Annotated in this window: 25 protein-coding genes, 1 tRNA gene and 1 pseudogene; 13 read left to right on the forward strand and 14 right to left on the reverse strand. The window is 71.3% G+C overall.

What is annotated here, in order from left to right; genetic code table 11:
- Positions 1–44: 44 nt before the first annotated feature.
- Complete coding sequence (locus tag K7862_RS06675) at positions 45–1,451, forward strand: amidase (RefSeq protein ID WP_222961474.1); 1,407 nt, start codon at positions 45–47, stop codon at positions 1,449–1,451.
- A gap of 122 nt (positions 1,452–1,573) precedes the next feature.
- Here K7862_RS06675 and K7862_RS06680 read toward each other — a convergent pair whose 3' ends face one another.
- Positions 1,574–2,368, reverse strand: coding sequence for an SDR family oxidoreductase (locus K7862_RS06680; protein WP_222961567.1), 795 nt, complete (start codon positions 2,366–2,368; stop codon positions 1,574–1,576).
- A gap of 180 nt (positions 2,369–2,548) precedes the next feature.
- On the opposite strand from K7862_RS06680, the gene K7862_RS06685 reads away from it, so the two are divergent.
- A complete protein-coding gene (locus tag K7862_RS06685; RefSeq protein WP_222961475.1) occupies positions 2,549–3,442 on the forward strand; it encodes a helix-turn-helix transcriptional regulator in 894 nt (297 codons plus the stop codon).
- Positions 3,443–3,502: 60 nt separating this feature from the next.
- On the opposite strand, the gene K7862_RS06690 is transcribed toward K7862_RS06685, so the two are convergent.
- The 5 genes from K7862_RS06690 to K7862_RS06710 all read right to left on the reverse strand — a co-directional run bounded on the left by K7862_RS06690 (position 3,503) and on the right by K7862_RS06710 (position 7,613).
- Positions 3,503–4,465: an anti-sigma factor RsbA family regulatory protein gene (locus K7862_RS06690; protein WP_222961476.1), complete on the reverse strand. Its 963-nt coding sequence runs from the start codon at positions 4,463–4,465 to the stop codon at positions 3,503–3,505.
- The gene (locus tag K7862_RS06695; RefSeq protein ID WP_222961477.1) at positions 4,462–5,280 is read right to left on the reverse strand and encodes an MEDS domain-containing protein; all 819 of its coding nucleotides are present in this window, start codon (positions 5,278–5,280) and stop codon (positions 4,462–4,464) included. Before K7862_RS06695 ends, K7862_RS06690 begins: the two co-directional genes overlap by 4 nt.
- A 70-nt stretch (positions 5,281–5,350) precedes the next feature.
- Positions 5,351–5,707 (reverse strand): STAS domain-containing protein, encoded by a 357-nt coding sequence (locus K7862_RS06700; RefSeq protein ID WP_222961478.1) that lies wholly within the window; start codon positions 5,705–5,707, stop codon positions 5,351–5,353.
- Between the two features lie 159 nt (positions 5,708–5,866).
- Positions 5,867–7,057: a PP2C family protein-serine/threonine phosphatase gene (locus K7862_RS06705; protein WP_262412757.1), complete on the reverse strand. Its 1,191-nt coding sequence runs from the start codon at positions 7,055–7,057 to the stop codon at positions 5,867–5,869.
- A gap of 85 nt (positions 7,058–7,142) precedes the next feature.
- Entirely contained in the window at positions 7,143–7,613 is a 471-nt protein-coding gene (locus K7862_RS06710) for an ATP-binding protein (protein WP_222961480.1), read from the reverse strand.
- A gap of 288 nt (positions 7,614–7,901) precedes the next feature.
- On the opposite strand from K7862_RS06710, the gene K7862_RS06715 reads away from it, so the two are divergent.
- Positions 7,902–8,483 carry a hypothetical protein gene (locus K7862_RS06715; RefSeq protein WP_222961481.1) on the forward strand — a complete coding sequence of 194 codons (582 nt, stop codon included), beginning with the start codon at positions 7,902–7,904 and terminating at the stop codon, positions 8,481–8,483.
- A gap of 101 nt (positions 8,484–8,584) precedes the next feature.
- Here the strand turns inward: K7862_RS06715 and K7862_RS06720 are convergent.
- Positions 8,585–8,653, reverse strand: a tRNA-Gly gene (locus K7862_RS06720).
- 254 nt (positions 8,654–8,907) lie between these two features.
- Between K7862_RS06720 and K7862_RS06725 the strand changes: the two genes are divergently transcribed.
- Positions 8,908–9,954 (forward strand): class I SAM-dependent methyltransferase, encoded by a 1,047-nt coding sequence (locus K7862_RS06725; protein ID WP_222961482.1) that lies wholly within the window; start codon positions 8,908–8,910, stop codon positions 9,952–9,954.
- Between the two features lie 149 nt (positions 9,955–10,103).
- On the opposite strand, the gene K7862_RS06730 is transcribed toward K7862_RS06725, so the two are convergent.
- From K7862_RS06730 to K7862_RS06740, 3 genes are all read right to left on the reverse strand, one after another.
- Positions 10,104–10,982, reverse strand: coding sequence for a TIGR03619 family F420-dependent LLM class oxidoreductase (locus tag K7862_RS06730; RefSeq protein WP_222961483.1), 879 nt, complete (start codon positions 10,980–10,982; stop codon positions 10,104–10,106).
- Positions 10,979–11,383 (reverse strand): MerR family transcriptional regulator, encoded by a 405-nt coding sequence (locus K7862_RS06735; RefSeq protein ID WP_222961484.1) that lies wholly within the window; start codon positions 11,381–11,383, stop codon positions 10,979–10,981. Before K7862_RS06735 ends, K7862_RS06730 begins: the two co-directional genes overlap by 4 nt.
- A gap of 107 nt (positions 11,384–11,490) precedes the next feature.
- A complete protein-coding gene (locus tag K7862_RS06740) occupies positions 11,491–11,916 on the reverse strand; it encodes a winged helix-turn-helix transcriptional regulator (protein ID WP_222961568.1) in 426 nt (141 codons plus the stop codon).
- A gap of 144 nt (positions 11,917–12,060) precedes the next feature.
- On the opposite strand from K7862_RS06740, the pseudogene K7862_RS06745 reads away from it, so the two are divergent.
- The 3 genes and pseudogenes from K7862_RS06745 (at position 12,061) to K7862_RS06755 (ending at position 15,857) form a co-directional block, all read left to right on the forward strand.
- Positions 12,061–12,940 (forward strand): annotated as a pseudogene (locus tag K7862_RS06745) (aldo/keto reductase family oxidoreductase).
- 166 nt (positions 12,941–13,106) lie between these two features.
- Positions 13,107–13,682: a dihydrofolate reductase family protein gene (locus tag K7862_RS06750; protein ID WP_222961485.1), complete on the forward strand. Its 576-nt coding sequence runs from the start codon at positions 13,107–13,109 to the stop codon at positions 13,680–13,682.
- 165 nt (positions 13,683–13,847) lie between these two features.
- The gene (locus K7862_RS06755; RefSeq protein WP_222961486.1) at positions 13,848–15,857 is read left to right on the forward strand and encodes a serine/threonine-protein kinase; all 2,010 of its coding nucleotides are present in this window, start codon (positions 13,848–13,850) and stop codon (positions 15,855–15,857) included.
- 24 nt (positions 15,858–15,881) lie between these two features.
- Here the strand turns inward: K7862_RS06755 and K7862_RS06760 are convergent, their stop codons facing one another.
- Positions 15,882–16,793 (reverse strand): helix-turn-helix domain-containing protein, encoded by a 912-nt coding sequence (locus K7862_RS06760; protein WP_222961487.1) that lies wholly within the window; start codon positions 16,791–16,793, stop codon positions 15,882–15,884.
- A 119-nt stretch (positions 16,794–16,912) separates the two neighbouring features.
- Here K7862_RS06760 and K7862_RS06765 point away from each other — a divergent pair, with 119 nt between their 5' ends.
- The 3 genes from K7862_RS06765 (at position 16,913) to K7862_RS06775 (ending at position 19,964) form a co-directional block, all read left to right on the forward strand.
- Positions 16,913–18,109: a Gfo/Idh/MocA family protein gene (locus tag K7862_RS06765; protein WP_308011883.1), complete on the forward strand. Its 1,197-nt coding sequence runs from the start codon at positions 16,913–16,915 to the stop codon at positions 18,107–18,109.
- A 148-nt stretch (positions 18,110–18,257) separates the two neighbouring features.
- Entirely contained in the window at positions 18,258–18,902 is a 645-nt protein-coding gene (locus K7862_RS06770; protein WP_222961489.1) for a dihydrofolate reductase family protein, read from the forward strand.
- A 183-nt stretch (positions 18,903–19,085) separates the two neighbouring features.
- Positions 19,086–19,964: a GNAT family N-acetyltransferase gene (locus K7862_RS06775; protein ID WP_222961490.1), complete on the forward strand. Its 879-nt coding sequence runs from the start codon at positions 19,086–19,088 to the stop codon at positions 19,962–19,964.
- Here the strand turns inward: K7862_RS06775 and K7862_RS06780 are convergent.
- Positions 19,961–20,872 (reverse strand): dienelactone hydrolase family protein, encoded by a 912-nt coding sequence (locus K7862_RS06780; RefSeq protein WP_262412760.1) that lies wholly within the window; start codon positions 20,870–20,872, stop codon positions 19,961–19,963. The genes K7862_RS06775 and K7862_RS06780 overlap by 4 nt on opposite strands.
- A gap of 146 nt (positions 20,873–21,018) precedes the next feature.
- On the opposite strand from K7862_RS06780, the gene K7862_RS06785 reads away from it, so the two are divergent.
- Positions 21,019–21,714, forward strand: a complete 696-nt coding sequence (locus K7862_RS06785; RefSeq protein WP_262412761.1) for a DJ-1/PfpI family protein — start codon at positions 21,019–21,021, stop codon at positions 21,712–21,714.
- 87 nt (positions 21,715–21,801) lie between these two features.
- Here K7862_RS06785 and K7862_RS06790 read toward each other — a convergent pair whose 3' ends face one another.
- Positions 21,802–22,491: a hypothetical protein gene (locus K7862_RS06790; RefSeq protein WP_222961491.1), complete on the reverse strand. Its 690-nt coding sequence runs from the start codon at positions 22,489–22,491 to the stop codon at positions 21,802–21,804.
- Between the two features lie 258 nt (positions 22,492–22,749).
- Between K7862_RS06790 and K7862_RS06795 the strand changes: the two genes are divergently transcribed.
- Both K7862_RS06795 and K7862_RS06800 read left to right on the forward strand, forming a co-directional pair.
- Positions 22,750–23,397 (forward strand): RNA polymerase sigma factor, encoded by a 648-nt coding sequence (locus K7862_RS06795; RefSeq protein WP_222961492.1) that lies wholly within the window; start codon positions 22,750–22,752, stop codon positions 23,395–23,397.
- Positions 23,398–23,474: 77 nt separating this feature from the next.
- Positions 23,475–24,302, forward strand: a complete 828-nt coding sequence (locus K7862_RS06800) for a RodZ family helix-turn-helix domain-containing protein (protein ID WP_222961493.1) — start codon at positions 23,475–23,477, stop codon at positions 24,300–24,302.
- A 97-nt stretch (positions 24,303–24,399) separates the two neighbouring features.
- On the opposite strand, the gene K7862_RS06805 is transcribed toward K7862_RS06800, so the two are convergent.
- On the reverse strand, positions 24,400–25,026 hold the full coding sequence (locus tag K7862_RS06805) for an O-methyltransferase (protein ID WP_222961494.1): 627 nt from the start codon (positions 25,024–25,026) through the stop codon (positions 24,400–24,402).
- Between the last annotated feature and the right edge of the window lie 17 nt (positions 25,027–25,043).

The following is a 25,043-nucleotide window of genomic DNA, read 5'->3' on the forward strand; positions in this document are numbered from 1 at the left end:
CGTCGCCGACAGCCACGCACGGACACAGGATCAAGGTTCTCGCCATGGCAGACGAACTCATCCACTGTGACGCGAGCGGTATCGCGGAGCTGATCCGCAACCGGAAGGTCTCCTGCACCGAGGCGGTGCAGGCGCACCTCGACCACATCGCGGCCGTCAATCCGCGGCTCAACGCGATCGTCACGCTGGCGGACGGCGCGCTGGAGACGGCGAAGGCGGCGGACGAGGAGATGGACAGGGGCGGGGAAACCGGACCGCTGCACGGCGTGCCGTTCACGGTGAAGGACTCCTTCGACACCGCAGGCGTGCCCACCCAGCGCGGCTCCCCCATCTTCGCCGGGCGCGTCCCGGACACCGACGCCACCGCCGTGGCACGCATCAAGCAGGCCGGCGGGATCCTCCTGGCCAAGACCAATCTCCCGGAGTTCTCGTACTGGATCGAGACCGACAACCTGCTGACCGGCAGGACGAACAACCCCTGGGACCTCAACCGCTCGCCCGGCGGTTCGAGCGGCGGCGAGTCCGCCGCGATCGCGGCCGGGATGTCGCCGCTCGGACTCGCCACGGACCTGTCCATCTCGGTGCGCGGTCCGGCGGCCGACACCGGTGTCTCATCGTTCAAGCCCACGCACGGGCGCATCCCGATGACGGGAGTCTGGCCGCGCGAACCCCGCCGCAACTGGCACGTCGGCCCCATGGCCCGCAGCGTCCGCGACCTCGCACTCGCCTACCGGCTGCTGGCGGGCCCGGACGGCGCCGACGGCTTCGCCACCGTCCCGCCCACGTTCGACGCCGGCCTGGCCTCCCCAGCGGACCGGCCCCTGCGCGTGGGCTGGCTGGTCGACTCCGGGCTCGGCCCGACCGACCCGGAGGTCGCGGCAACCGTTCAGGCGGCCGCCGACGCCCTGCAGGAGACAGGGGCCCAGGTCGAGTTCGTGAGCGTTCCGGCCTTCGAACAGGCCAGCCCTCTCGAATTGTGGACCAAGTTGAGCACCATGGAGGTCAAACCGGCATTCGCCCGCGTCACGGCGGGGCACGAGGAACAGATGTTCAGCTACTCCGCGTTCGTGGCGACCATGCCCGACACGTCGATGGAGGACTTCGTCCTGGCCGAGCAGGCCGTCGAGCGGCTCCGGGACGGCTTGGCGGCGTTCTTCCACCAGCACGACCTCCTGCTGCTCCCCGTGACGACGATTCCGGCCCACCGGCACCAGCTCGAGGAGTTCACCGTCGACGGCCGGACGATGGGCGCCTTCCACGTGAGCTCCACGACCGTGCCGTTCAACCTGACGGGGAACCCGGCCCTGTCGATGCGGTTCGGCACGAGCAGCGACGGCATGCCCATCGCCGTGCAACTGGCCGCCAACCTGTACGCGGAGTCGACGATTCTGCACACCGCCTCGCTGCTGGAAACGCTCAGCCCGGTGCGCGACCGTCACCCCGACCTCTGACCGCCGGTCACCACGCGCCGTCCGTGGGCCGCTTCGGGCGCGGGCCCGCTCCCAAGGAGTGACCACGCGCGTCCGCCGCCGTCGCCCGCGACCCCGGTCAGGGATGCCGAGGCTCATACCGCCTACTGACGCGTGGGGAGCACGACGATCTGGCGCAGGTTCACGTGCGCGGGCCGGCTGGTGACGTACGCGATCAGGTCGGCGATGTCAGCGGCGGACAGGGCGGGATCGATGACCTGGAACATCCCGCCCAGTTGGGCCGCGAGTTCCGGGTTGTCGATGTGGCCGCCCAGCTCGGTGCCGGTCAGCCCCGGCTCGATGTTGGTCACCCGCACGTCCCGCGGCCCGAACTCCGAGCGCAGCACGGCCGACAGATGCGTGACCGCTGCCTTCGTCGCGCCGTACACCGCGTATCCGGGGAACACGGCGTGCGCCCCGATCGACGACACGTTGACGAGGTCGGCGCGCCGGCCGGCGGCCGCGGCGGCCAGCAGGTCGTCGCGGAACGCGTCGATGATCCGCAGGACACCTGCCACGTTGGTGTCCAGCATCCGCAGCCATTCGTCGGTGCGGCCCGCGTCCACGGGGTTGGCCAGCATCACGCCGGCCGCGTTCACCACCAGGTCCGCGGGACCGTAGACCTCGTGGACGCGGGAGGCGGCGGCCGCCACGGAGTCCGCGTCCGTGACGTCCACCGGGACGGCGAGGGCCTCGCCGCCGTCCGCGGCGATCTTCCCGGCCAGCTCGGCCAGCCGGTCCGCGCGCCGGGCCAGCAGCGCGACGCGGGCGCCGTGCGCGGCCAGCAACTGGGCGGTGGCCTCGCCCATGCCGCTCGCCGCCCCGGTGACGACGGCGGTGCGGCCGGCCAGCCCGCCGAATCCGGTCGTGGCGGGCTGGCCGGCGGTGTTCGTGGTCATGGTGGTCGTCGTGCCCATGGTGGGATGCTCCTCGGCAGGTGCGGTGAGGTGCGCCGCGGCGGGGTTCCGCCGGGCGGTGATCCCACCGTGCCGGGAGCGGGGACGTCCACCCAGGGCAGCGCTGAACCTGGGTCTGCCAGTACCAGGTTCGCGGTCGCGGTGCCGCCTAGGATCGGGCCCATGGACAACACGGTCGGGGGATTCCTGCAGTCGCGGAGGGCGCGCATACAGCCTGAGGACGTGGGGCTGCCGCCGTACGGGCGCCGGCGCGTGCCGGGGCTGCGCCGCGAGGAGGTGGCCCAGCTCGCGGGAGTCAGCGTGGACTACTACATCCGGCTGGAGCAGGGGCGCGGGCGGCACGTCTCGGACGAGGTGCTGGACGCCGTGGCCCGGGTGCTGCGGCTCGACCCGGCCGAGCACGAGCACCTGCGCGACCTGGCCAGGCCCGGCCGCGCCCCCCGCTCCGGCTCCCGCGCGCCCGCGGCCTCACCGCGGGTGCGGCCCGGCGTGCGGCTGATGCTGGACGGTATGCGGGACGTCCCCGCCTTCGTACTCGGCCGCCGCATGGACGTGCTCGCCTGGAACGACCTGTGCGGTGCGCTCCAGGACTTCCGGCCGGGCACCGTACCGAACATGGTGCGCGCGGTGTTCCAGTCCCCGGACGCGCGGTCCCTGTACCCCGACTGGCCGGCCGTGGCCGCCGAGACGGTGGCGTATCTGCGCCTGGACGCCGGAAAGCACCCGGACGACCCGGAGCTGGCCGCGCTGGTCGGCGAACTGTCCGTCAGAAGTGAGGACTTCAGGCGGTTGTGGGCCGACCATCTGGTCAAGGAGAAGACGTTCGGGGTCAAGCGGATCGACCACCCGGTGGCCGGGGAACTGGAACTGGCCTACGAGACACTCGCGTTGCCCGGTGACCCGGACCAGACCGTGGTCGTCTACTCCTCCGCCGGCTCCCGGACTGCCGAACGCCTCGCCCTGCTGGCCAGTTGGACCGCCGGCCCGCCGGCCGTCACCACCCCGGCGACCCACCCGGCCGCGCCCGACGGCTCTCGCCCCGCGCCCTCCGCCTGACGCCCGCTCCTCGTCCGGCCGACGGCCGCAACCCCCAGCAGACGTACGGCCGCGACGACGTCAGGACAGGTAGGTGCTCAACCGGACAGTGGTGCCGTCTTCGGCCGTGGAGCGGATCTCCACCAGGTCGCACAGTTGCTGGGCCAGCCACAGACCGCGACCACCGATCTGGTGTGGCGCCGGACGCATCCGTCCGGCCAGCGGATCGCGGATGTGGCCGGCGTCGTCGAACTGGCAGACGAAGGTGTCGCCGCTGGCCCAGGTCCGCAGCGTGCCGCTGCCGCCACCGTGGCGCACGCTGTTGGCGGCCACTTCGGTGGCGGCGACCAGGAGATCCTGCAGCCGGTGGCCGGCCAGGCCGTGCTTGCCTGCGCCGGCGGTGATCTCATCGCGGACCCTGCCCAGGTCCCCGGCACCGTAGATCAGCACATGATCGGGGTCACGAGCGGCGCTGAGGTCGTCGAAGACGAAGGGGCCGTCGACGAACGTGGGGTTGTCGCCGTGCGCGCCTTCGAGGAAATGGAAGGGATGGCATCTGCCGGCGGAGTCCAGGACGGTCGGTTCGACGGCGGTGGTGTCGTACGGGCACAGCAGCCACCAGGCCGGGGAGTCGGCGAAGGCGCGGTTGAGCAGCCACTCGTGGTAGCTCAACTCGCCGCGTTCGGCCGGGGTCGCGGTGCCCCAGGGGGACTCGCTGATGCCGCGTACCGGCAGGCCGTCGCTGACGCTCTTGGCGATCCAGTCCTGCCAGGCGGGAATGAGCCGGCCGGGGTTGCGGCCCAGCGCGCCGGTGTCCACGAACGACAGCCGTTCCCGCGCCGTGGTGCGCCCGAGTGCCTGGCGCAGCATGTGCTGCTTGTCCTCGCTCACGGCGACAAGAACCGTCTCGTCCGCGCTCAGCGCGTCGTCGATGAACGACATGGCGCCCTGGAGAAAGGCCGTGTCGCCGTCGTACGGGTACAGCTCGTGACGGAAGGCGGCCACGCGGGGGTCAGGGGTGGGGGCTGCGGGCGGTGAAGTCATGGCGCCAGTTCCACGGGGATCGTCGGGTCGTCGAAGCCGAGCAGTTCCCAGCACTTGCGGACGGTGGGATTGGAGTCCTCGACCATGATCCTGTGGCCCGGGAACGCGTCTGCGGCCTTGACCAGCATCTGCATGCCAGAGGCGTCGATCAGCTGCAGGCCGCGGCAACTCAGGCGGAGCACGGGCATGTTCCGCAGGAGTCCGATCACGGCCGCGTGAAAGGACTCGGCGCCATCGGCGTCGACCACCCCGTTCAGGTTCCAGTGCCCCTTGGCGGAATGGAACAGCTGGAAGGCCGGTGCCTGTTCGAGGCGGCCGGTGAAGTGCGGATGCACACTGCCTGCCTGCTCCAGCAGCTCGGGCGGGAAGACGGAGCTGGGGTAGGCGCACACGACTATCGCCGCCGTTCCACCGCCCATGAGGGCATCCAGCCGCAGCTCCCGGTCGGCGACCTGTTGCGGCGTGGTGCCCTCGGGCCAGACGCGTTCCATCTGGGCCAGTACCCGCAGCGCCCGGAACCCCTGCCGGTCGGCGGCCTCAGCCTCCCGCCCGACCAGGGACACCAGCGCGTCGGTGTCCCAGCCCGCTCCCCCGGTGGCGTCGGCGGGATCGATGAGCAGGGCACGCGGCGACTGGACTTCGAGCCAGGCCGGCGGCACGGACCCCAGGACCATGAGCTTGTCACCGATCTTCGCGCCGTCGCGGAGGAAGTCGCGGGCGGCGCGCTGGAATTCGTCCTCCGCGGGCACGACCCAGCACACGTGGTCGCCGACATCGACCGGAGACAGACCGGCCACGCTGCGAGCGATCCTCACTCCGTTCTCCTCGCCTCGTTCCGCTGACGGATGCAGCGGGTCTCTTCCATTGTCCCGCTGGACGCGACCTTCAGTTCAGCCCGGGCCGGGTGCCGCCCGGAGGCGGGGGCCGGAACAGGGTGAGGGTGCCGCTGAGATGGAGGACGCGTTCGACCACACCGTGTGCACCCGTGACGCTCAGTGATCCACCGCGGTCCTGGGCGAGCTCGTAGCAGGTCAGCAGAGCGTGGATGCCGGCGGAGTCCATGAAGGCGACTCCGGACAGATCGATGACCACGCGCGTGCCCCAGGGAGCGTGGGCTTCCTCCATCGCCTGGTGCAGCCCCGCCACGCTGTCGAGGTCGACCTCGCCGGTCAAGGTGACGGTCAGGGTTCCGGCGGCGTAGGCCACCTGTATGCCCAGCCCCGCTGCGTCGTCGGTACCCATCGCCTGTCCCTCGCCCTGCCCGCCGCGCCGACCGGGCCGTGTCCGCGGGGAAGCACGAGCTGTGACGTCCCCGGAAGGTCGATTGTAAAGATCGCGGCGGGAGGATGGCGGCCAAGGCTGCGCGCCGGGCAGAGGCGGCGGGAGCGGCGGGCGGGCGGGTCACGACCCGGGGTGCCATTCGGCGATCAGCAGAGCGGCGTCGTCACGCAACTGGTGCTGGTGGTAGTCCAGGATGGCGTGCAGCAGCCGGCGTGCGGTCTCCTGCGCGGACTCGCCCGAACTCGCGGCGCGGGTGACGAAGTCGGCCAGACGCTGGTCGCCGAAGATCTCTCCGGCCGGCGACCGGGCTTCGGTGAGGCCGTCGGTGTGGAGCAGGATCCGGTCGCCGGGCCGCAGCGCGAAGCGGTGGGACGTGTGCTCGCGTGGATAGCGGGGGCCGAGACCCAGCGGAAGCACGGGGGTGCGTTCGAGGGCGCCGGAGACGATGTGGTGGCCGCGGAGCAGCAGCGGCGGAGGGTGACCGCAGTTGATCCACTCCAGTGTTCCGGTCGCCAGGTCGAGGTCGGCGAAGATGCCGGTGAGCATCCGCCCCGGTACCCACTCGGCCAGTTCCTTGTCGACGTCGGTGACGATCTCGGCCAGGGAGCCGCCGGCACGTCGCGTGGCCCGGCAACCGGCCAGTGCCACGGCCGACGACTGGCCCGATGCCAGGTCGTGGCCCATGGCGTCGACGAGGGTCAGGTGGAGCGTGTCCGAGGTCAGGGCGTGGTCGAAGGCGTCACCGGCGACCTGGTAGGCGGGTTCGAGCAGCCCGGTGGAGGTCACCCGGCCGTTGCCGATCGTGGTGGGCGGCAGGAAGGCCCACACCATCTCCGCCGCCACGCGCATGGGTCTGCTGCGCGTGAGGCGTATCAGTTCGTCGCTGTGGGTGGCTTGCGAGGCGACCAGCAGGGCGGTCGCGGAGGCCAGGGCACGGCACCAGTCCACCACCTCTGCGGTTGCCTCGTCGGCCTCGGCCCGCATCACACCGATGCGTGTCCGGCCGTCGACCAGCGGCAGCCACAGGACCGCGGGGCCGTCCTGCGAGCTCTGGGTGGCCGTGGTGCGGTAGGCCCTCCCGGCGAGCGTGTCCTCGATCCCCAGCGGGCGGCTCCACATGCCGTCGTTGTCGCGGCTTCCTGGCAGCGGGACGAGGTCGCGCTGCTGGAGATCGGCGAGGAACACCACCGCCGAGTTCAGCCCCATCGCCTGAGCGGTGCGGCGGACCAGATCCGCCAGCTGTTCCGGACCGCCGGCGGGCCCCTGGTCCAGCAACCGCTTCACCGCCGCCGCGAAAGCGGAATCCTCCATACCTGTCATGGTCGCCGCCCGCTCGTCGTCTGTCGCGCGAACGCGGCCGCGCACCCCGGCGCCCCGGTCGTCGGGGCCGCACTGATCATGGGTCCGATCGCTCGGTCGGCCAGGGCAGGTGGGCGTGGATCTCCTTGCCGTCGACCAGCGGTACGACCGCCAGGGCGGTGGTCAGCTCCTGGAGCAGCGGCCACCCCAGGCCTCCGCGGCCGTCCAGACGCGTCACCCGCTCGGGTGACCGCACCGGCTCGGTGCTCGAGTCACGGACCACGATCGTGACCAGCCCCTCCCGGTAGGACATGACCAGCAGGCCCGGCCCCGTCGTGTGCCGCACCACGTTGGTCACCAGCTCGGAGACCGCCAGAAGCACGTCACCGGCCGCCCGCGTTTCGGTGGACGGACACCTGGCGTCCAGCGCGTCGAGAAAACGCTTCACGGCGTACCGGGCCATGGCGATACTGCCGGACTCGGCCTCGAAGGAGTGCCGCAGCAGGAGGTCGCTCCCACGGCCCGGCCGCAGGACGTCGTGCTCCCCGTCTCCGTGCGAGATGTTCACTCCTGACTCCCAAGGACGCCCGCCCGTATGCCGACGTCCCGCCGACACGAAAGCAATGGATCGTGAGCGACACCTGTGATCGCGCTATCGGCCGTATGCCCTGATCTCCGGCGGCCAAGCCCGGCGAAGGCCGCCCTTCCGTCGCCGGCCTCGGTGCGGGCGACCAACGCAGCCCTGACCTGCCCCGATGGACGCGCTGGCATGTCCCGGGGCGGAGGACGAGTAATCGGATCCCGGGCCGCGCACATAGTAGGTGTGGCCGGTTCTCCGCTCCTCTCGTTCATGGGAATGTTCGGAACCCTGATCGGCAGTGGTCTGACGCGTTTCCTCGCTCTGCGGTCGGAGCGCGCCCAGCAACGGGCCCTGGAACAACAGGAGGAACGCCAATCCCGTCAGCGGGAAAGACTTCAGGAACTCGACCTCCGCCCGGAGCACCACCGGTGGCGTCGAGAACATCGGAAGGCGATCTACGAGGAGTTCGCCGTGAAGTCCCAGACGGCCCGGATCGCCGCCCTCGACCATCACCGATGCGCCCTTCCCTGTGCTCCGGAGGCCGCAGAGCGGGAGGAGATCCGGCTGCGCAGCAGAATGACCTACCGGGAGGCACTGCAGACGTCCTACACCGTCGAGTTACAGGGACCCGACGAGGTGGCCGCTCGGGTCGATGACTGCACAGCCAGCCTCCGGCAGCTGCTGAACTGCGCCGAGGAGCACGAGGCGAGGGCCATGGCAGGCCCGCTGAGCAGCGCTGATGTCGCAGAAATGGACGAGCAGATCACGGAGCGCTTCGACAACGTGCAGCGCGTGCTGCTGCGGCTCTTCATCCGCGCCGGACGCGAGGCCCTGGACCGGCCCGCACCACCCGGCTGAACCCGGCTCCCCCGGGCGGCTTGTCGCCGACTCGGTGCGCGGCGAGCGCGAACCGTCGCACTCCGAAGGCCCCCACCGCTGCGGTGGAGGCCTTCCGTCGGAGCGCCAGCCCGGACTCGAACCAAGACCTCCCGCCAGGAAGGCGGGCGTGCTGCTTGCACTACTGGCGCGAGCGATCGGCTGCACAATGCGCAGGTCAGCCGCTCATGGAAGACGCTACACGCACCCTCTGCCACCGGCTCGTCACGTTGGGCCGTCCGGGGAGAGAGGCAGACGGGCCCGGCGCATCCGGCACATCGGGGCACGAGCGCCTGCGTGGTACCCGCTCGGCGCTTCCGTCGATACCGTGGCACCGGGGAGTCCTCACGGTGACGGCCGCGTGGGGACGGAGGCCTGGCAAGGGCGGTCAGACACGGGGGGGCTGATGAGTGACGTGACGGAGAACGGTGCAGTGGGCCCGGGTGAGGGAACCCCGTACACGCTGGACGAGTCCGAGCCGGCCGAGGTGCGCCGGATGACCTTTGTGCCGTTCCTGCCGGACGGTTCGTGCGTGGCGGTGGAGCACCCGGACGGTTCGGTGCGGCTGCCGTCCGGTGACGTGCGGCCCGGCGAGATGTGGCTGCGGGACACCGCCCTGCGGGTGCCGCTGGAGTCCGCGGGCTTCCGCATCCAGCGAGTGCGGCCGTTCGCGTACGACGCACGCGGCCGTCATGTGTTCGTGCGGGTCGAGGGCGACCGCTACGAGGGCCGGCGCCGGCACGCCACCGTGCCGTGGCGCACCGGCACGCCGGAGGTCCTCGCACCGCGGCTGACCGATCCGGTGGAGCGGGCGGCGGTGCCGGACGCCGCCCGGTCACGGCGGGCGCAGACCGACGCGTCGTACTTCGCGGACAGCGTCCGGCAGATCGAGCTGACGTATCTGCGCGCGGGCAACCCGCCGGAGATGGGCTCGGGCTTCGGCGCCGGTCCCGAACAGTGGCGGGCACAGCGGCGGATGGTGGTCGCGGGGCTGCACCGCGACGGCACCTTTCTGGACGTGGGGTGCGCCAACGGGCTGCTGATGGAGTCGGTTGCGGCGTGGGCCGCCGAGGACGGCATCGCCGTCGAGCCGTACGGGGTGGATCTGGCGCCGGGCCTGGTGGCGGAGGCGCGGCGGCGCCTGCCGCGGTGGGCCGAGCGGATCGCCGTGGGCAACGCGCTGGACTGGACACCGGCCGACGGCCGCCGCTTCACCTTCGTGCACGTCCTGGCGGACTGCGTGCCTGCCCAGCGCTTTCCCGAGGTCGTACGGCACGCGCTGGACCGGCTGGTGGCGCCGGGCGGCCGGCTGCTGGTGAGCGTGTACCAGCCGGTGGGCGGCACCGCGCCGCGTGCCGCCGACCGGCTGGCGGCGGCGGGGGTCCGGGTCGGCGGAAGCAGTGCGGGTGACGGGGCCCCGGGGACGGCGACGACGGCCTGGTGCGACGCCTAGGCTCGATCACCGGGGCAGGTGTTCATGGCCGAGCCGGCCGGGCCCGGGACTGCCGCATCCGGAGCCGGAGCGTCCTCGGGATGGCGTCCGTGCGTCCCCCCGTCCACGCCGACGCATCGTGACAGGAAGGGGTGGACCCTGCGCGGGTCCTACCCGACGGAGGTGGCGACGCCGTCGCGCAACCCGAACCGCTGGGCGAACGCACTCAGTTCCGCCCGCTGCCCGGCCGGCTCCGCGGTCGTTGCCGCCACCACGATGCGGGTGACGCCCTGCGCGGCGAACGCCTCGACCCGCTCGGCAGGCATGTCGATCGAGCCCCACCGCGTGTACTCCAGTGCGCCGGGATCGCGTCCCGCCGCGCGGGCCTCCGCCCTGACGGCGTCCCACTGTGCCGCGCGCTCCGCGGGGACCAGCGCACCACCGGGAAAGTAGCCGTCCCCGTACCGGCCGGCGCGGCGGGCGGCCGCCCGGCTCGAACCGCCGACGTGGATCGGGAGGCCGCCCGGGGCCAGCGGCTTGGGGAAGCTGCACACCTCGGCGAAGGAGTAGAACTCCCCGTCGAGACCGACGCCTTCCTCACCTCCGGCCCACAGCAGGCGCAGCACCTGCAGAGCCTCGTCGGCGCGCCGCCCCCGGGACCGGAAGTCGACGCCCATCGCCTGCGCCTCCCCCGGCAACGCGCCGATCCCCACCGTCAGCAGCCGCATCCGCCCCCGTGACAGCACGTCCAGGGTCGCCAGGTGCTTCGCCAGGGTGACGGGGTGGTGATACGGAAGCAGCAGCACGCCCGTTCCCAGGAGGATCCGCTCCGTGTGCGCGGCGACGAACGCCAGGCAGCCCAGCGGATCGGCGAACGGCAGCGACGGCGGCAACTCCATGGTGCCCACGGTCGCGCCAGGGTGGAGGGCGACGTGCTCGGGCAGGTACAGGGCCTCGAACCCGCACTCCTCGGCGTGCCGGGCGTAGCCGGTCAGGCGGTCCGGATCGACGCCGTGGAAGGGCGTGCTGTAGCTGACGGCGAATCTCACCGCGGTACTCCTCCGGAGTGCGGCGGCCGCTCGACGGACAGGGGTGCGCATCCGCCGCACGACCGCGCCAGCTGACCGGTGATCTCGGCACGCCGGGCGAGCAGGGTACGGATCTCCGCGTCCACCTCGCCGAGTCGGCGCCGGGCGACCGTCACCGACTCGGGGCACACGGCACCGCTGTCGTGGCCCGACCGCAGGCACGCCACGAAGGGTCGGGTGTCCTCCAGCGTGAAGCCCGCCGCCAGCAGGGTGCGGATCTCGACGGCCAGGCGCAGGTCCGACTCGTCGTACGCCCGGTAGCCGTTGGCCTCCCGCCGGGCCGGCAGCAGCCCCTGCTGCTCGTAGTAGCGCAGCGCGCGGGGGCTCACACCCGCGCGCAGCGCGAACTCGCCGATCCGCATCCGCCCCTCCAGGTCCGTGATGTCGTCACGCTAACCCCTGACACCGGCGTCAAGGTCAAGTCGCGACGCCCGGCGGGACGGGAGGCGGGGCGCGCCGGCGCCCATGCTCAAGCCGAGTTCTCGCGGTTGGCGAGCACCTCGGCCATGTGTGTCTGCGCCCAGTTCCTGAGCCCGCGCGTCATGTGGTGCAGCGAGCGGCCGAGATCGGTCAGCTCGTAGGAGACGGTGACGGGGACGGTCGGCGTCACGGTGCGGGTGAGCAGCCCATCGTGTTCCAGCGATCGCAGTGTCTGGGTCAGCATCTTCTGGCTGGCACCGGCCAGAACACGAGCGATCTCGGAGTAGCGCATCGCCTTCGGAGCATGCGCGGGTGCCGCACCGAGGGGGCCGGGCCCGTTGTCGCCGCTGAGCGCGCACAGGATCAGGACGACCCACTTGTCCGAGATCCGGTCGAGCAGTTGCCGGCTCGGGCATTCGGCGAGGAAGGCGTTGTACTCCACCTTGGCCTGAGCCCTCTTCTGAGCCGCCTTCATCGTCGTCACTGATCGCACCTCTCACCGATGGGTGGCTTAGGCACTCCGAAGTGCCTACTTCCCGACAGGAAGTGTCCCTCCGATGCTGATGCGGGGAGGCAGCAGGCGGCCTCCCCGCACAAGGGCGCTACGAAAGGCGACATGATGAGCACGACCTCCCCCTCCCTCCCCGGCGGCACCTGGACTCTGGGTGACCTGATCGTCACCCGGTTCGGCTACGGCGCCATGCAACTGGCCGGCCCGTGGGTGATGGGGCCTCCGGCCGATCGCGAGGGTGCCCTGGCGGTTCTGCGCGCGGCGGTCGATCTCGGTGTCACCCACATCGACACCAGCGAGGCCTATGGGCCGCGCATCACCAACGAGTTGATCCGCGCGGCACTGCACCCCTACCCCGAGTCGCTGCACATCGTGACCAAGGTGGGCGCGACCCGCGACCCGCGACGCGCAGGGCGGCTGGCCCACGGCCCGGCGCCCCGAAGACCTGCGCCGCCAGGTCCACGAGAATCTGGAATCCCTCGGGCTCGACGTACTCGACCTGGTCAACCTGCGGCTGGGCAACGCCGAAGGCCCGCAGCCCGGCTCGCTCGCCGAGGCCTTCGAGACGCTCGCCGAACTCCGGCAGCAGGGCCTGATCCGCCATCTCGGGGTCAGCAACGCCACCGAGGAGCAGGTCACCGAGGCGCGGAGCATCGCGCCGATCGTGTGCGTGCAGAACATGTACAACCTCGCCCACCGCCACGACGACAAGCTCATCGACCGGCTTGCCGCCGATGGAGTCGCCTACGTGCCCTTCTTCCCTCTCGGCGGCTTCACCCCCCTCCAGTCCTCGGCACTTTCGGCGGTCGCCGCTCGGCTGGGGACGGCCCCCATGTCTGTCGCACTGGCCTGGCTGCTGCAGCGGTCACCGAACATCCTGCCCATTCCCGGCACGTCGTCGGTGGCGCACCTGCGCGAGAACATCACCGGGGCCGGACTCGCCCTGTCCCACGAGGACGTGACCGAGCTGGACGCCATCGGCCGCTGAATCTCCCCTTGTTCTCGCCCCACGGACCTCTCCCAACCACGCAGGGCGGTGCCGGGTCGCACCGGAGGCATGGACTACCGCGCCGCAGCGATGAGTTCGGCGGGCGCGCCGAGTCGTACCCAGCACACGCCGTGAATCCGTAGCACCGACCGAGGGAGAGCCCCCCATGGCACGAGTGATCTGCGACATGTCCATCTCGCTCGATGGATACGTCACCGGGCCGAACGACAGCCGCGAGAACCCGTTCGGCGACGGTGCCGGGATGCTGCACCAGTGGATGTCCGACCAGGCGACCGACGAGGACCGGGCCATCCTGGAGCAGGTGGTCGAGGACTGGGCCGCGGTGGTGATGGGCCGCACGTCCTTTGAGAAGAACGAGGGAGAGGGCGGTTGGGGTCAGGGCGGCCCGATGGGCGACGTCCCGTGTTTCGTGGTCACCCACCAGGCGCCGGCCAGGCCGTACCCACCTGTGTTCGCCTTCGTCACCGACGGGGTGGTCGGCGCGATCGAGCAGGCGAAGAAGGCGGCGGGCGACAAGGTCGTCGGGCTGCACGGCGCCACCGTCATGCAGCAGGCGCTGCCGCTCGGCCTGGTCGACGAGATCCGCGTGCACGTGATCCCGGTCCTGATCGGCGGCGGTACGCCGTTGTTCGGCGTGCTCGACTCCTCGGTCACCCTCGAACGCACCCAGGTGACAGCGACCCCGGCGGCGACCCACCTCTCCTACCGCGTCGTTCGGTGACCGCGACGGGCGATGTGATGTGGGGGTGCGATAGACCACGAAGGCGGAGGAAAAGGGCGCTGCCGGCTCGTGCTCCGGCGGACTGTGTGCGAGTGTCGTAACAAGTCCGGTGGGGCGGCAGGTACGCGATGGATGGCCCCGGGCCGACTCGGATAGCGTGCACGCATGGTTGTGCACGGGGGGCAGGACGGGAACCACGACGTCGACCTGGACGGGAGCGGAGCGACGCCGCTGACCGTGGAGGACCCGCGGCAGATCGGACCGTACCCCCTCGTCGGGCTGCTCGGCGCGGGCGGAATGGGCCGGGTCTACCTCGGGGTCGCGGAGGGCCGCTACGCCGCGGTCAAGCGGGTCCTTCCGGTGCTCGCCCAAGACCCCGACTTCCTGCGGCACTTCAACCACGAGCTCGACAACCTGGCCCGGCTTCCGGCGGGTGTGAGCGTCCCGCTGCTGGAGACCGGCCGCACCGAGAACCCGCCGTGGTTCGCCACCGAGTACATCCCCGGCCTCACCCTGACCGAGGCCGTCCGTCTGCAGGACAGGCCGTTGCCCACAGCGGCGTTGTGGTACCTGCTGCGCGAACTGGCCGGTCGGCTGCGGGCCTTGCACGCCCTGGACATGCTGCACCGGGACGTCAAGCCGTCCAACGTGATGATCACGCTGGACGGGCTCGCCCTCATCGACTTCGGCATCGCGCGGGCCGCCGACCAGAGCCGGCTCACCAGGACCGGCATGGTGCTGGGCACGCCCGAGTACATGGCGCCGGAACAGGCCCAGGGGCAGAAGGAGTTGAGTGCCGCTGCGGACGTGTTCGCGCTCGGCAGCCTGCTCTTCTTCGCGGCGACCGGCGCATCGCCCTTCGGCTCGGGCTCCGGCCTCGACGTGCTCTACCGGATCGTGCACAGCGAGCCCGACTTCGACGGACTGCGCGAGTTCGACCCGGACCTGGCCGCCATCGTCGCCGCCTGCCTCGACAAGTCCCCCTCCGCCCGGCCCACCGCGGCGGAACTGCTCGAACGCTGCGCCGAAGGCCCCGAGGCCGCCGGTGCGGTCTGGCCGACGACGGTCGCCGAACAACTGGGGCGGCGGGCCGCGTTCGCCGCAGAGGTGCCCGCGCTCGACGAACTCCGTCCTTCCACCGTCGCGTTGCGGTCTCCCGCCCCTGTCGCGGCGGGCCTTGCGGCGGGCGAAGGCGCGGCGGCCGGGCAGTCCGGCGGCGCGGTGGCCGGGGAGGCGGGCGGGGCCAAGGAGCCGCCTGGCGCCGAAGCCGCGGCAGGCGGGGGCGAGTCCGCGAAGAGCGGGCGCCGCCCTGAGGAGCGCAGGCGGCGCGTCCTCAGGTTCCCCGTCATCGTGCCGATCGTCCTGGCGGCGGGCGGGATGACCGTCGTCGCCCTCCTGCCGGACACGTCCTCGTCCACCGACGGGAAAGCGTCCGACACCCCCTCGGTCGTGCTGTCGACCTCGCCGTCCTCCGGCAAATCGGCGTCGCCGGCGCGGTCGAGCCACCCGGTGTCCGCGTCCGCCTCGGCGCACTCCGCCGGGAAAGGGGCGAAGCCGGATTCGGGCGCGAAGCAGCCGGTTGCGGGGCCGGCGGGCGGCGGCGGTTCAGCGTCCGGGGGGTCCGGCGGCTCCGGCGGTTCGAGCCGCACGAGCGGGGGGACCTCCGGAGGCGGGACGTCGTCCACCGGGGGGTCGTCCTCGTCCTCGGGCGGCTCGTCCTCGGGCGGGTCGAGCGGTGGGAGCGGCAGCACGACAAGGATCGGTTCCGCGGGGACGTACCGGATCAGGGACGCGTCCGACGGCAGCTGTCTCGAACAGGACACCAGCAGTGGCAGTCCCGGCTCGTACGCCGTGAACAGGTCGTGTTCCGCGACGAACGGCTCCTACGCGCAGTGGACCTTCTCGCCCGGGCCGAACGGCACGTTCAGGGTGATCAACAAGGGCAGCGGCAGCTGCCTCACCGCGTTCATGGCGAGCGGCTGGATCAACATGGACGCGTGCGGATCGAACTCCGGCCAGTACTGGCGGATCGGCAGCACGAAGTCCTCGGGCAGCACGCTGGAGAGCACCACGTACTCCCAGTGCATGGAGGTGGTCCCGACGAGCTCCGCGAAGGTGACCGCCTGCGACCCCGCCGACTCCGCACAGCTGTGGGGCTACGCGGGCAAGGGGTGACAGCCGGGTGCGGGACGACGGACGTCAACGTCCGTCCGGCTCCCGCCCTCGGTCGAGGTCCGGGCGTGCCTGTCCCCGGTACTCACGGCGGAAGGTGGCCGGGGGCATGCCACAGACCGGAGTGAAGGCCGTGTAGAACCGGCTGACCGAGCCGAAACCGGCCGCCGCGGCGACATCGTTGACGGGGAGGTCGGTGGTGACCAGCAGCCGGCGTGCCTCGGCGAGGCGGAACTGCGTCAGGTAGTCGACGACCGTCGTGCACACGACCTTGCGGAACTGGGCCATCGCGTAGTTCGGGTGCAGTTGTACGGCGTCGGCGATGTCGGCGACGGTGAGGGGCTCGCGGAAGTGCTCGGCGATGTGCCGCACCATGCCAAGGACCCGACGCAGAGCGGGGTCGTCCCCGGTGTACCGGTGGGCCGGTTCGCCCAGCTGCGTCAGGGCGAGCCGGCGGATTCTGGCTTCGACTTCCAGCATCGCGATCTGATGACGTTCCGGCTGGTCGCTGGCGAAGTCGGCGGCCCACTGGACGAAGTTCCCGGGGTCGGTTGCCAGGGCGGCCGACGGGGCGGAGACCAGAGGTGTGCCGGACAGGAGACGGCTGACCAGCGAGTCCGGCAGCCCCCACCCCAGAAACGTCGCGAAGGGCACGTACACCCAGTGCACGCGGGTCGCGGAGTTGGCCGCGAGCTGATGCGGCACCGCGGCCCAGAACGCGGCCACGCTCCCCGGCCCGACTTCGAGGGGTTCGCCACCGAACAGGTAGAGCATGGTGCCGCCCTCGGCCACCAGGTTGATCTCCAGATCGTCGTGCTGATGCGGGGCACCCATGAGCTCGGGTCTCCCCGACCAGCCCACGAGGCTCGACGGTTCCAGCCGAGGAAGCTGAGGATCCACGAAGTTCTCGCTCTGTTCGATGAAGACTTGCCAGATCATAGGCTCCTATCGTCGGTGAGGTCCACGCACGCCGCCCGCAGCCGATGCCGGCCGCGGCGGCCACCTGTCCGCGGGGTGGGGCCGGTTCGTCCCTCCGCGCCCACGATGAGGAGTTCTCCGTGTTTTCTCTCGGCATAGTGGGGGCCGGTCAGTTCGCCGGTCAGTTCGCCAAGCTCTGGCGCCTGCACCCGGGGGTCGGTGACATCCTGGTCACCGACCTGCTGCCGGACCGCGCGGCGCGGCTCGCCACCGAGTACGACCTCGCCGGAACCCTGCCGTCCTACGAGGCCATGCTCGCATCGGACGTCGACGCGGTCGCCGTCTTCACGCAGCGCTGGACGCACGGCCCGCTCGTCGTCCGGGCCCTGCGGGCCGGGAAGCACGTCTACTCGGCGGTGCCGATGGCGGTCAGCCAGGAGGAGATCGACGCCATCATCACCGCCGTACGGGAAACCGGTCTGACGTACATGATGGGCGAGACCAGTCACTACAACCCGGCCACCGTCTACGCCCGCGACCGCATCGCCGAAGGGGCCTTCGGCCGCCTCTTCTACGCCGAGGGCGACTACGTGCACGACATGGACCTCGGCTTCTACGACGCGTACCGCTACAGCGGCGGAGAGAACTGGAAGGCCACCGCCAGCTACCCGCCGCTGCTCTACCCGACGCACTCCGTGGGCGGCGTTCTCGGCGCGTGGGACACCCACGCGGTGAGCGTCTCCGCGATCGGCGTCACCGACACCCGCGGAGACGGGGTGTTCGACAAGGAGATCAGCCAGTTCGGCAACGACTTCTCGAACGCCACCGCACTGTTCGAGGTGGCGGGCGGCGGATCGTTCCGCACGAACGAGTTCCGGCGGGTCGGATATCCCTCGCACATCCGCGAGTCCCGGTTCCGTTACTTCGGGACCGACGGGAGCCTGGAACAACTCGCGACCGTCAGTCTCTGGCAGGACAGGAAGGGGGTCGAGGACGTCAGCGAACTGCTGCGGCCGCGTCCCACGCTCTCCGCGGACGACCCGTCGCTCACCCATGTCGCCCCGGCCCTGCGGGACGCCTTCACCTCCGGGTCGGCGCCCGTGCACGACCGGACGCGCCTGCCGAGGGAGTTCGCGAACGTGTCCAACGGGCACGAGGGCAGCCACCACTTCCTGGCGGACGACTTCGTGACCGCGGTCGCCACTGGTTCCGTACCGCCGGTCAACGCCTGGGTCGCGGCGCGCTACACCCTGCCCGGGATCATCGCGCACGAGTCCGCACTGCACGGTGGGACGCGGCTCGCCATCCCCGACTTCGGCGACGCTCCGACGACGTGAACGCGAGGAGCAGGGCACCCGGGCGAACCACCTGACGCGCCGTGGAAGAAATCTGCGGGCCGCTGTCGATCCGGCCGTGTCCCGTTCGACGTCTTGCTGTGCGGCGCCTCGCCGCACGATGACGCGACAGGATTTGGCGAGGAAACACGTGGATCAGCTGCTGAGAGTCATGAATTTCAACGTCTCGAGTGACGGAATGGGCGCCGGCGAGCACCAGAGTCTCGAGAGGCCGTTCGGCTACGAGCATCCCGAGAGGCTGTTCGCCTGGGCCGGGGCCACGGCGAGTTGGCCCATGCGCACGGATCCCGGCGGGAGCCGGGGCCTCGACGACTACTTCACACGGGACTTCGCGCGCGACATCGGTGCCGAGATCATGGGCCGCAACAAGTTCGGGCCCCAGCGCGGGCCCTGGCAGGACCACGAGTGGCGCGGCTGGTGGGGCCAGGAGCCCCCCTTCCGCACCCCGGTGTTCGTCATCACCCACCACCCGCGTCCGTCGTTCACGCTCGCCGACACCACGTTCCACTTCGTCGACGGGGACCCGGCCACGGTCCTCCGACAGGCGCGGGAAGCGGCGCAGGGCAAGGACGTCCGGCTCGGCGGCGGGGTCACCACCATCCGGCAGTTCCTCGACGCCGACCTCGTCGACACCCTGCATGTGGCGGTCTCGCCGGTGAAGCTCGGGGCAGGACGACGGCTGTGGGACTCCCCCGACGAGCTGCTCGACCGGTTCCACCTGGAGGTCGTGCCCAGCCCGAGCGGCGTGACCCACCACCTGTTATGGCGAAGGTGACGCTGGACCACACGGCGATGGCATTAACCCGTTGCCCGGGAGCCGATCGGCCCACTAGGTTCACCGGGCCGCCTGCAGTGCAGGCCGGCGCCGTCGACGAGGAGGTGTGGAGCACATGCGCAGGAGTGCCCAGGAGTTGAGCTCGCGTACTGACCCATGCCACCTCCTCACGACGGAGACACCTTGTCCCTTCGCATCACCCCACTGACCGACCCCGCTCACGGGCCGCGCGGCCGACGTCTCGCCTGGTTGGCGTCGGACGCGGATTCCATCCCTGTCGGGACGGCCTTTCTGCGCCTGTTCGACGGCGGACAGGAGCACCTGGCCGAGCTCGACCTCCGTGTTCATCCCGCGGAGCGCCGCAAGGGCGTCGGCTCCCGGCTCCTCGACAGCGCCGTGGCCACCGCCCGGGACAACGCGAGACGCTGCGTCGTCGCGCAGGCAGAAGCCGGATCGCCGGGCGACCACTTCCTGGCGGCGCGCGGTTTCCGGAAGGTCCTCACCTTGAGGTTCACCCGCTTGCCACTGGCTGAGGTGGACACCGCCGGCCTCGCCGAGATCATCGAGCGTCCGCATCCCGGCTACCGGCTGATGTCCTGGCGCGGAACCGCCCCCGACGACCTCGCCGAGACGTTCGCCGCCTCGCGCCGCGCCATGGACGACATGCCCATGGACGACACGGACTACGGCACCGTGACCTGGGACGTGGACCGCATGCGGGCCGCGGCGAAGGCCGTCGAACAGCGCGGCGACCACCTGCACACCGTCGTCGCCGTCGACGCCTCCGACGGCTCGATCGCCGGGTTCACCGAACTCGTCGTCCCCGGCAACGGCGAAGGTGACGGCCAGCACTACGGCACCGGTGTACTGCCCGAGCACCGTGGACACGGCCTCGGCCGATGGATGAAGGCCGAGTCGATCCGGCAGGCCCATCGGGACTATCCGGATCTCGGCGGCCTCCTGACCGACACCGCCGACAGCAACACACACATGAGACAGATCAACGACGGTCTCGGCTACGCACCCACGCACACGGCCCACGAGCATCAGCTCGACCTTTAGCGGAGCGCGGACGGGCCGGACCGGGGCATCACGCCGCCCGGCCCGTCCGTGCTTTCAGCACACGTCCTGGTCGCCGGTCGGTTCCGGTGCGGCTGCAGGCGGTCGGTGAGGAAGGCGAGGATCTCGTCGCGGGCGCGGACCGTGGGGTGGCCGGCCTCGTCGACGAAGTGGGCGGTGACGACGCTGTGCGGGGTGCCGACCACGTCGGCGAAGAAGGGTGGCGGGGCCGCATTTGCGGCGCTGTCGGGGAGGACCCGCCCGTCGAAGGCGTCGCCGAGCAGCGCACGGTAGGCGGCGAAGCGCTGCCCGGTGCACCAGCGGTCGCCCTCGAATCGGTAGGCCAGGACGGTGAGTCCGTCGCGGTCGAGCCGGTCGCGCACGGCTCGGGCGTCCGCCGGGTCGAGTTCCAGTCCGCCGGGATCGTCGAGCGGCAGTGACGGGTGGTTGACCACCGGGGCGATCACCGCCGGCTCCAGGGCCATGGTGAGGGCGAAGTTCCCGGTGAAGCACAGGCCGATCACGCCCACTCCGGGACCGCCGCACGCGGCGTGGGCCTGTCGCGCCAGGCCGCGCAGCCACACTGTCACCGGGCTGGTCCCGCCCCCGGCGAAGGCGCGGAACTCCGCGCTGACGCAGGCGCGGCGGACGACCTCACGGCCGCCCTCCGCCGTGGGGAAGAGGCCGTCGGTGCCGAACAGTGACGGCACATGCACCGTGAAGCCCGCGTCCCGCACCCAGCGCGCGAGCCGCAGCACGTCGGGACTGATGCCCGGCATCTCGGGCAGCACCACGACCGCGGGCCCGGTCCCGGCCACATGCACCGTCTTCTCCACGCCGCCCACGTCTACGCCGCGGCGGGCGAAGTCGGAGATCGGATCGTCGGCGGAGATCGGATCGTCGTTCCTCATGGGCCCAGCCTCGTCGCGTGGCAGGCCGCCGGGCGAGGGGCGGGAGCGCCAGGGAGAGGGGTAATCTCGCCACACGTACGCGATCCAGGTGAGCGCTACGCGGACCGACGACCCGGGGGGCCGAGGACGCCAGGGGGTGCGGAGTGATGACGGCGGCGCGGCAGGCGGAGCACGCGGCGGCCGAGCCGGACGCGCTGCGGGTGGGGGTCCTGGCGTACCCGGGCTGTTTCGCGTCCGAAGTGTTCGGTGTCCCCGATCTGTTGACGATGGCCGGGCATGTCGCCGGACCGGACGCGCCGACGGGGTACCAGGTGTCGATCGTCTCGCCCCGCCGACGGGTCACCGCCTCGGGCGGCACGCGTCTGGACGTGCGTCCGGTGCGCGAGGTGGACGTCCTCGTCGTGCCCGGCTTCGAACTCGCCCCCGACACCGACCTCGACGCTCAACTCGCCCGGCTCGCGCCCGAGATCGCGGCGATCCGGGCACAGGCGGCCACCGGCACCGCTGTCGTCTCCCTCTGCGTCGGCTCCTTCCTGCTCGCCCAGGCGGGTCTCCTCGACCGGCGCCGGGCCACCACCTCCTGGCTGCACGCCGCGGAACTGGCCAGACGATGCCCGAACACCGACGTGCGGCCCGAGCATCTCGTCGTCACCGACACGGGGGTGACGACGACCGCCGCGTTCAGCGCCATGTACGACTTCGCCCTGGACCTGATCCGCCGGCACAACGGGGCCGGGGTCGCCCGCGCCACCGCACGGCTGGCGCTCGTCGACGACGCGCGGACCTCCCATACCGGAAGCCGCCCGAGCGCCTATCGGGGCGCGTTCCGCCGCACGACCTGAGGGTCCGGGCCGCCCCGGCCGGAGCTGGGGCGGGGCGGTGTCGCCGCTTCCGGTAGCAGACCACCTGGGAGTCCGGTGAGGGTTCCCCTACCCGTGGGGCGGAAGGAGCTGACGGGTCAGGGTGAAGGCGGTCGTGGCCGTGGAGAGCAGGGCGTTGATCCTTCCGAGGATGCGGGATGTCCTGTCGGCGTTCTGCTCCTCGACGGCCGAGCTCAGATCGTCGGCGTAGTCCTGGGCCCGTGCCGCCTCATGAGGCGTTGCGGTGGCCGCGTCCGTGCGCAGGGCATCGATCAGCCGCTGGTGGGAGACGTCCGCGCGATTGCCGTATCCGCCATGAGCGCTCCCGTGGTCACTGTTCACGACGGCCACGACGAAGCCGCCTCTGTCCGCGGAGATACGCACTGCTCCGTCTCCCTTCATCCAGATGAACCTGCTTCGGTATTCGTCCCAGCCCCGGGGAGTCACGCTGTAGCTGCCGAACCGCCAGCCTCTGACCTTGATCAGTTCGTGCTTGAGCGGTTCTCTCATGATGTGCATGACGTCCGCCCTGTTCCATCCCTGCTGAGCGAAGTACTCCGTCATGACCACGCGCGTTCCCTGGACCGCGGACCGTCGGCAGATCTCCCGGAACGCCTGCCCTTGAAACATCTCCAGCTGTTCCGCCGTGACCGAGAGCTCCGGTAGCCGTCGCCGGTGCACAACTCGGCGGACGTTCACGAAGAGGCCCCAGGCCAACCAACAGAACAAGGCAACGAGCACGACCCAGTTCGCGACCATCCGCCCCCCTCGTCGAACTCACAGAATTTTAGGCTGAGTTGGGGACTGCGAACAGTGTGTGCCGCCGTCGCGCAGAGCGAACCGCTGGACGAACGGGCTCAGTTCCCCGCGCTGCCAGGCCGGACAAGGGGCCGCATCGGCCGGCGGCTTGGAGGCCGGCGAGCGCGAGCAACGGCCACCGCAGGGCCCACCGGACCAGCCATGAAAGAGCGCGTGCCGAGCGGGAACCTTCGGCCGGGTGCCGGACACATACTGGGCATGGAAGTGAACGACGTTGGTTCCGCGGCGGCCGTGGGAGCGATATCCGACCGGGTGTTGTGGACGCGGGCGGTGAATGGCGATCGGGAGGCGTTCGGCCGGATCTTCGACCGTCATGCGAGGACCGTCTACAACCACCTGTTCCGGCGGACGGCCGACTGGTCGGAGGCCGAGGATCTCACGTCGGCGGTGTTCCTTCACGCGTGGCGTCGGCGGTCGGAGATCGTGCTGGACCGCGACTCGGCCCTGCCATGGCTGCTGGGGATCGCCCAGGGCCTGTTGTCGAACACCAGACGGCGGCTGCGACGGGCCGAGGCGCTGCTGTACCGGCTGATCTCGCATGACGAGCCGGTGGGCGACCACGCCGACCGGGTCGCGGCCCTGGTCGACGACGAGCGCCGCATGTCGCAGATCCACCTGGCACTGGCCCGTCTGCCGCGCCACGAACGCGAGGTCGTCGAGTTGTGCATGTGGTCGGGCCTGGATCAGCAGGCGGCCGCGACGGCGCTGGGGGTGGCGGTGGGAACCGTGAAGTCCCGGCTGCACCGGGCACGACGCAGGCTCGGGGCCGACCTCGCCCGCGGAACAGCGGTCGCAACGTCGTCCAGTTCGAACCATCCCGTCACCACGGAGGAGGTCGCACGATGAAGGACCCGCAAGGTACTCCCGCGCCTCCTCTCGACCGGGATCTGCCGCATCACCGGCGGATCCGAGAGGACCTACTGATGAAGATCGATCCAGCGGACAAGCAGCCCTCTCTCGTGCGCACGTGGGGGCTGCCGTTGAGCATCGCCGCCGGCGTCGCGGCGGCCAGCGTCGCGGCTGTGACCGTCTTCGGCGGGCAGGGGGCCGCCGAGTCCGCCCAGGCCGGCAACGGCGGAGGTGTGACCAACGCCGCCGCGTCCCCGAGCCCGAGCCGGGTCGCTCCCTCGGCCGGGGCGGGGCCGACGCCGTCCTCAGCCCCTAGGGCCTCCGCTCCCGGCGCGTTCACCGTCACCAGCGCGACCACCAGCCCGATCGGGCCCGGGGCCGTCGCCAGGATCCTGGCCTCCTGCCTGGGATCGGACGCCTCGGGATTCCACGCGGTGATCGCCGTTCGTACACCGGTCGCCTCCCAGGACTGGGACGGCGCGGTCATCGCCGTCGACCCGGCCGGCCAGTACGTGCAATGCCAGACCAAGGGCGAGCGGGGCAGCAGCCAGGACCACCCGCCGACATTCATCAACGACCGCCTGTGGGGCACCGGTCACGTCGTGGAGTACTTCGACTCCGTCGGCCAGCCGGCCGGCCAGGGGCACTACCTCTCGCTCGGCGCCGGGCACTATACCTCGCAGGTCGCCAAGATCACCGTCAGCTACGGCGAGGACCCGAAGCAGTACCCGGCGGTCATGGCCGGGGGCGCGTTCTTCGCAACGGCGGCCTTCTCCACCGGGTCGCCCACCCCGCAGTTCTTCTCCGCGATGTCGACCCCGTACGTCCACGCCTACAACGCAGCCGGCAAGGAGATCTACAACCAGAAGAAGGACCCGCAGTTCACCGGCGACTCCCGGTAGAGCGGCCCGGAGCGCGCCGTCGCTGCCGACCCGGCCCGGTCGGCAGCGACAGCGACCTGTTTGGAGATCGCGGGTTGGGATGCGGTTCGCTCGGCGATCAAGGGGCACTTAACTCCCCCGGCCGATCCGTGCGGCGGACGGCGACGAGCGTGCTCAGGTCTCCGGCGAGGGGGAGATCCACCGTCCGCAGGGCGGGATGGTTCAGCCAGTGCAGGCGGGCGGTGTCGGGGCGGCCCTCATAGGCGGGCGGCCACGTCCGCGAGGGAGTGAAGTCGTCGATGACCAGCACCCCGCCCGGAATCAGGAGCCGTTCGGGATCGGCTGCGCCGCCTCCTTTCGCCTGGCCGCCGCCGTCGAGCACGAGCAGGTCGTACGGTCCGTGGGCGGAGATCTCCGTCCAGTCCGCGCACATCACGTGTACCCGGGGCACGTCGCGGAAGACGTGGGCGGCTGCGCCGGCCCGCGCCGGGTCCCGCTCCACGCTGAACAACTCCACTTCCGGTGCCGCCCCACTGGCCAGCCAGGCAAGGCCCACCCCGCATCCGGTGCCGGTCTCACCGATGCGTCGCCGGGCGCCACCGGCGAGGGCCTGAAGCAACCTGCCCTGCTCGGGGCGGCAGGAATGACCGAATGCGTGACGCTGAGCCGACGCCAGGGCCCGCTCGACAAGCGGAGGCATGAACCCACCGTGCAGGCCGTGGGCAGCGGTGCCGTTCATCGACATGACCGCAAGTATGGAGG

This window comes from Actinacidiphila acidipaludis (assembly GCF_019890725.1).
GTDB lineage: Bacteria > Actinomycetota > Actinomycetes > Streptomycetales > Streptomycetaceae > Actinacidiphila > Actinacidiphila acidipaludis.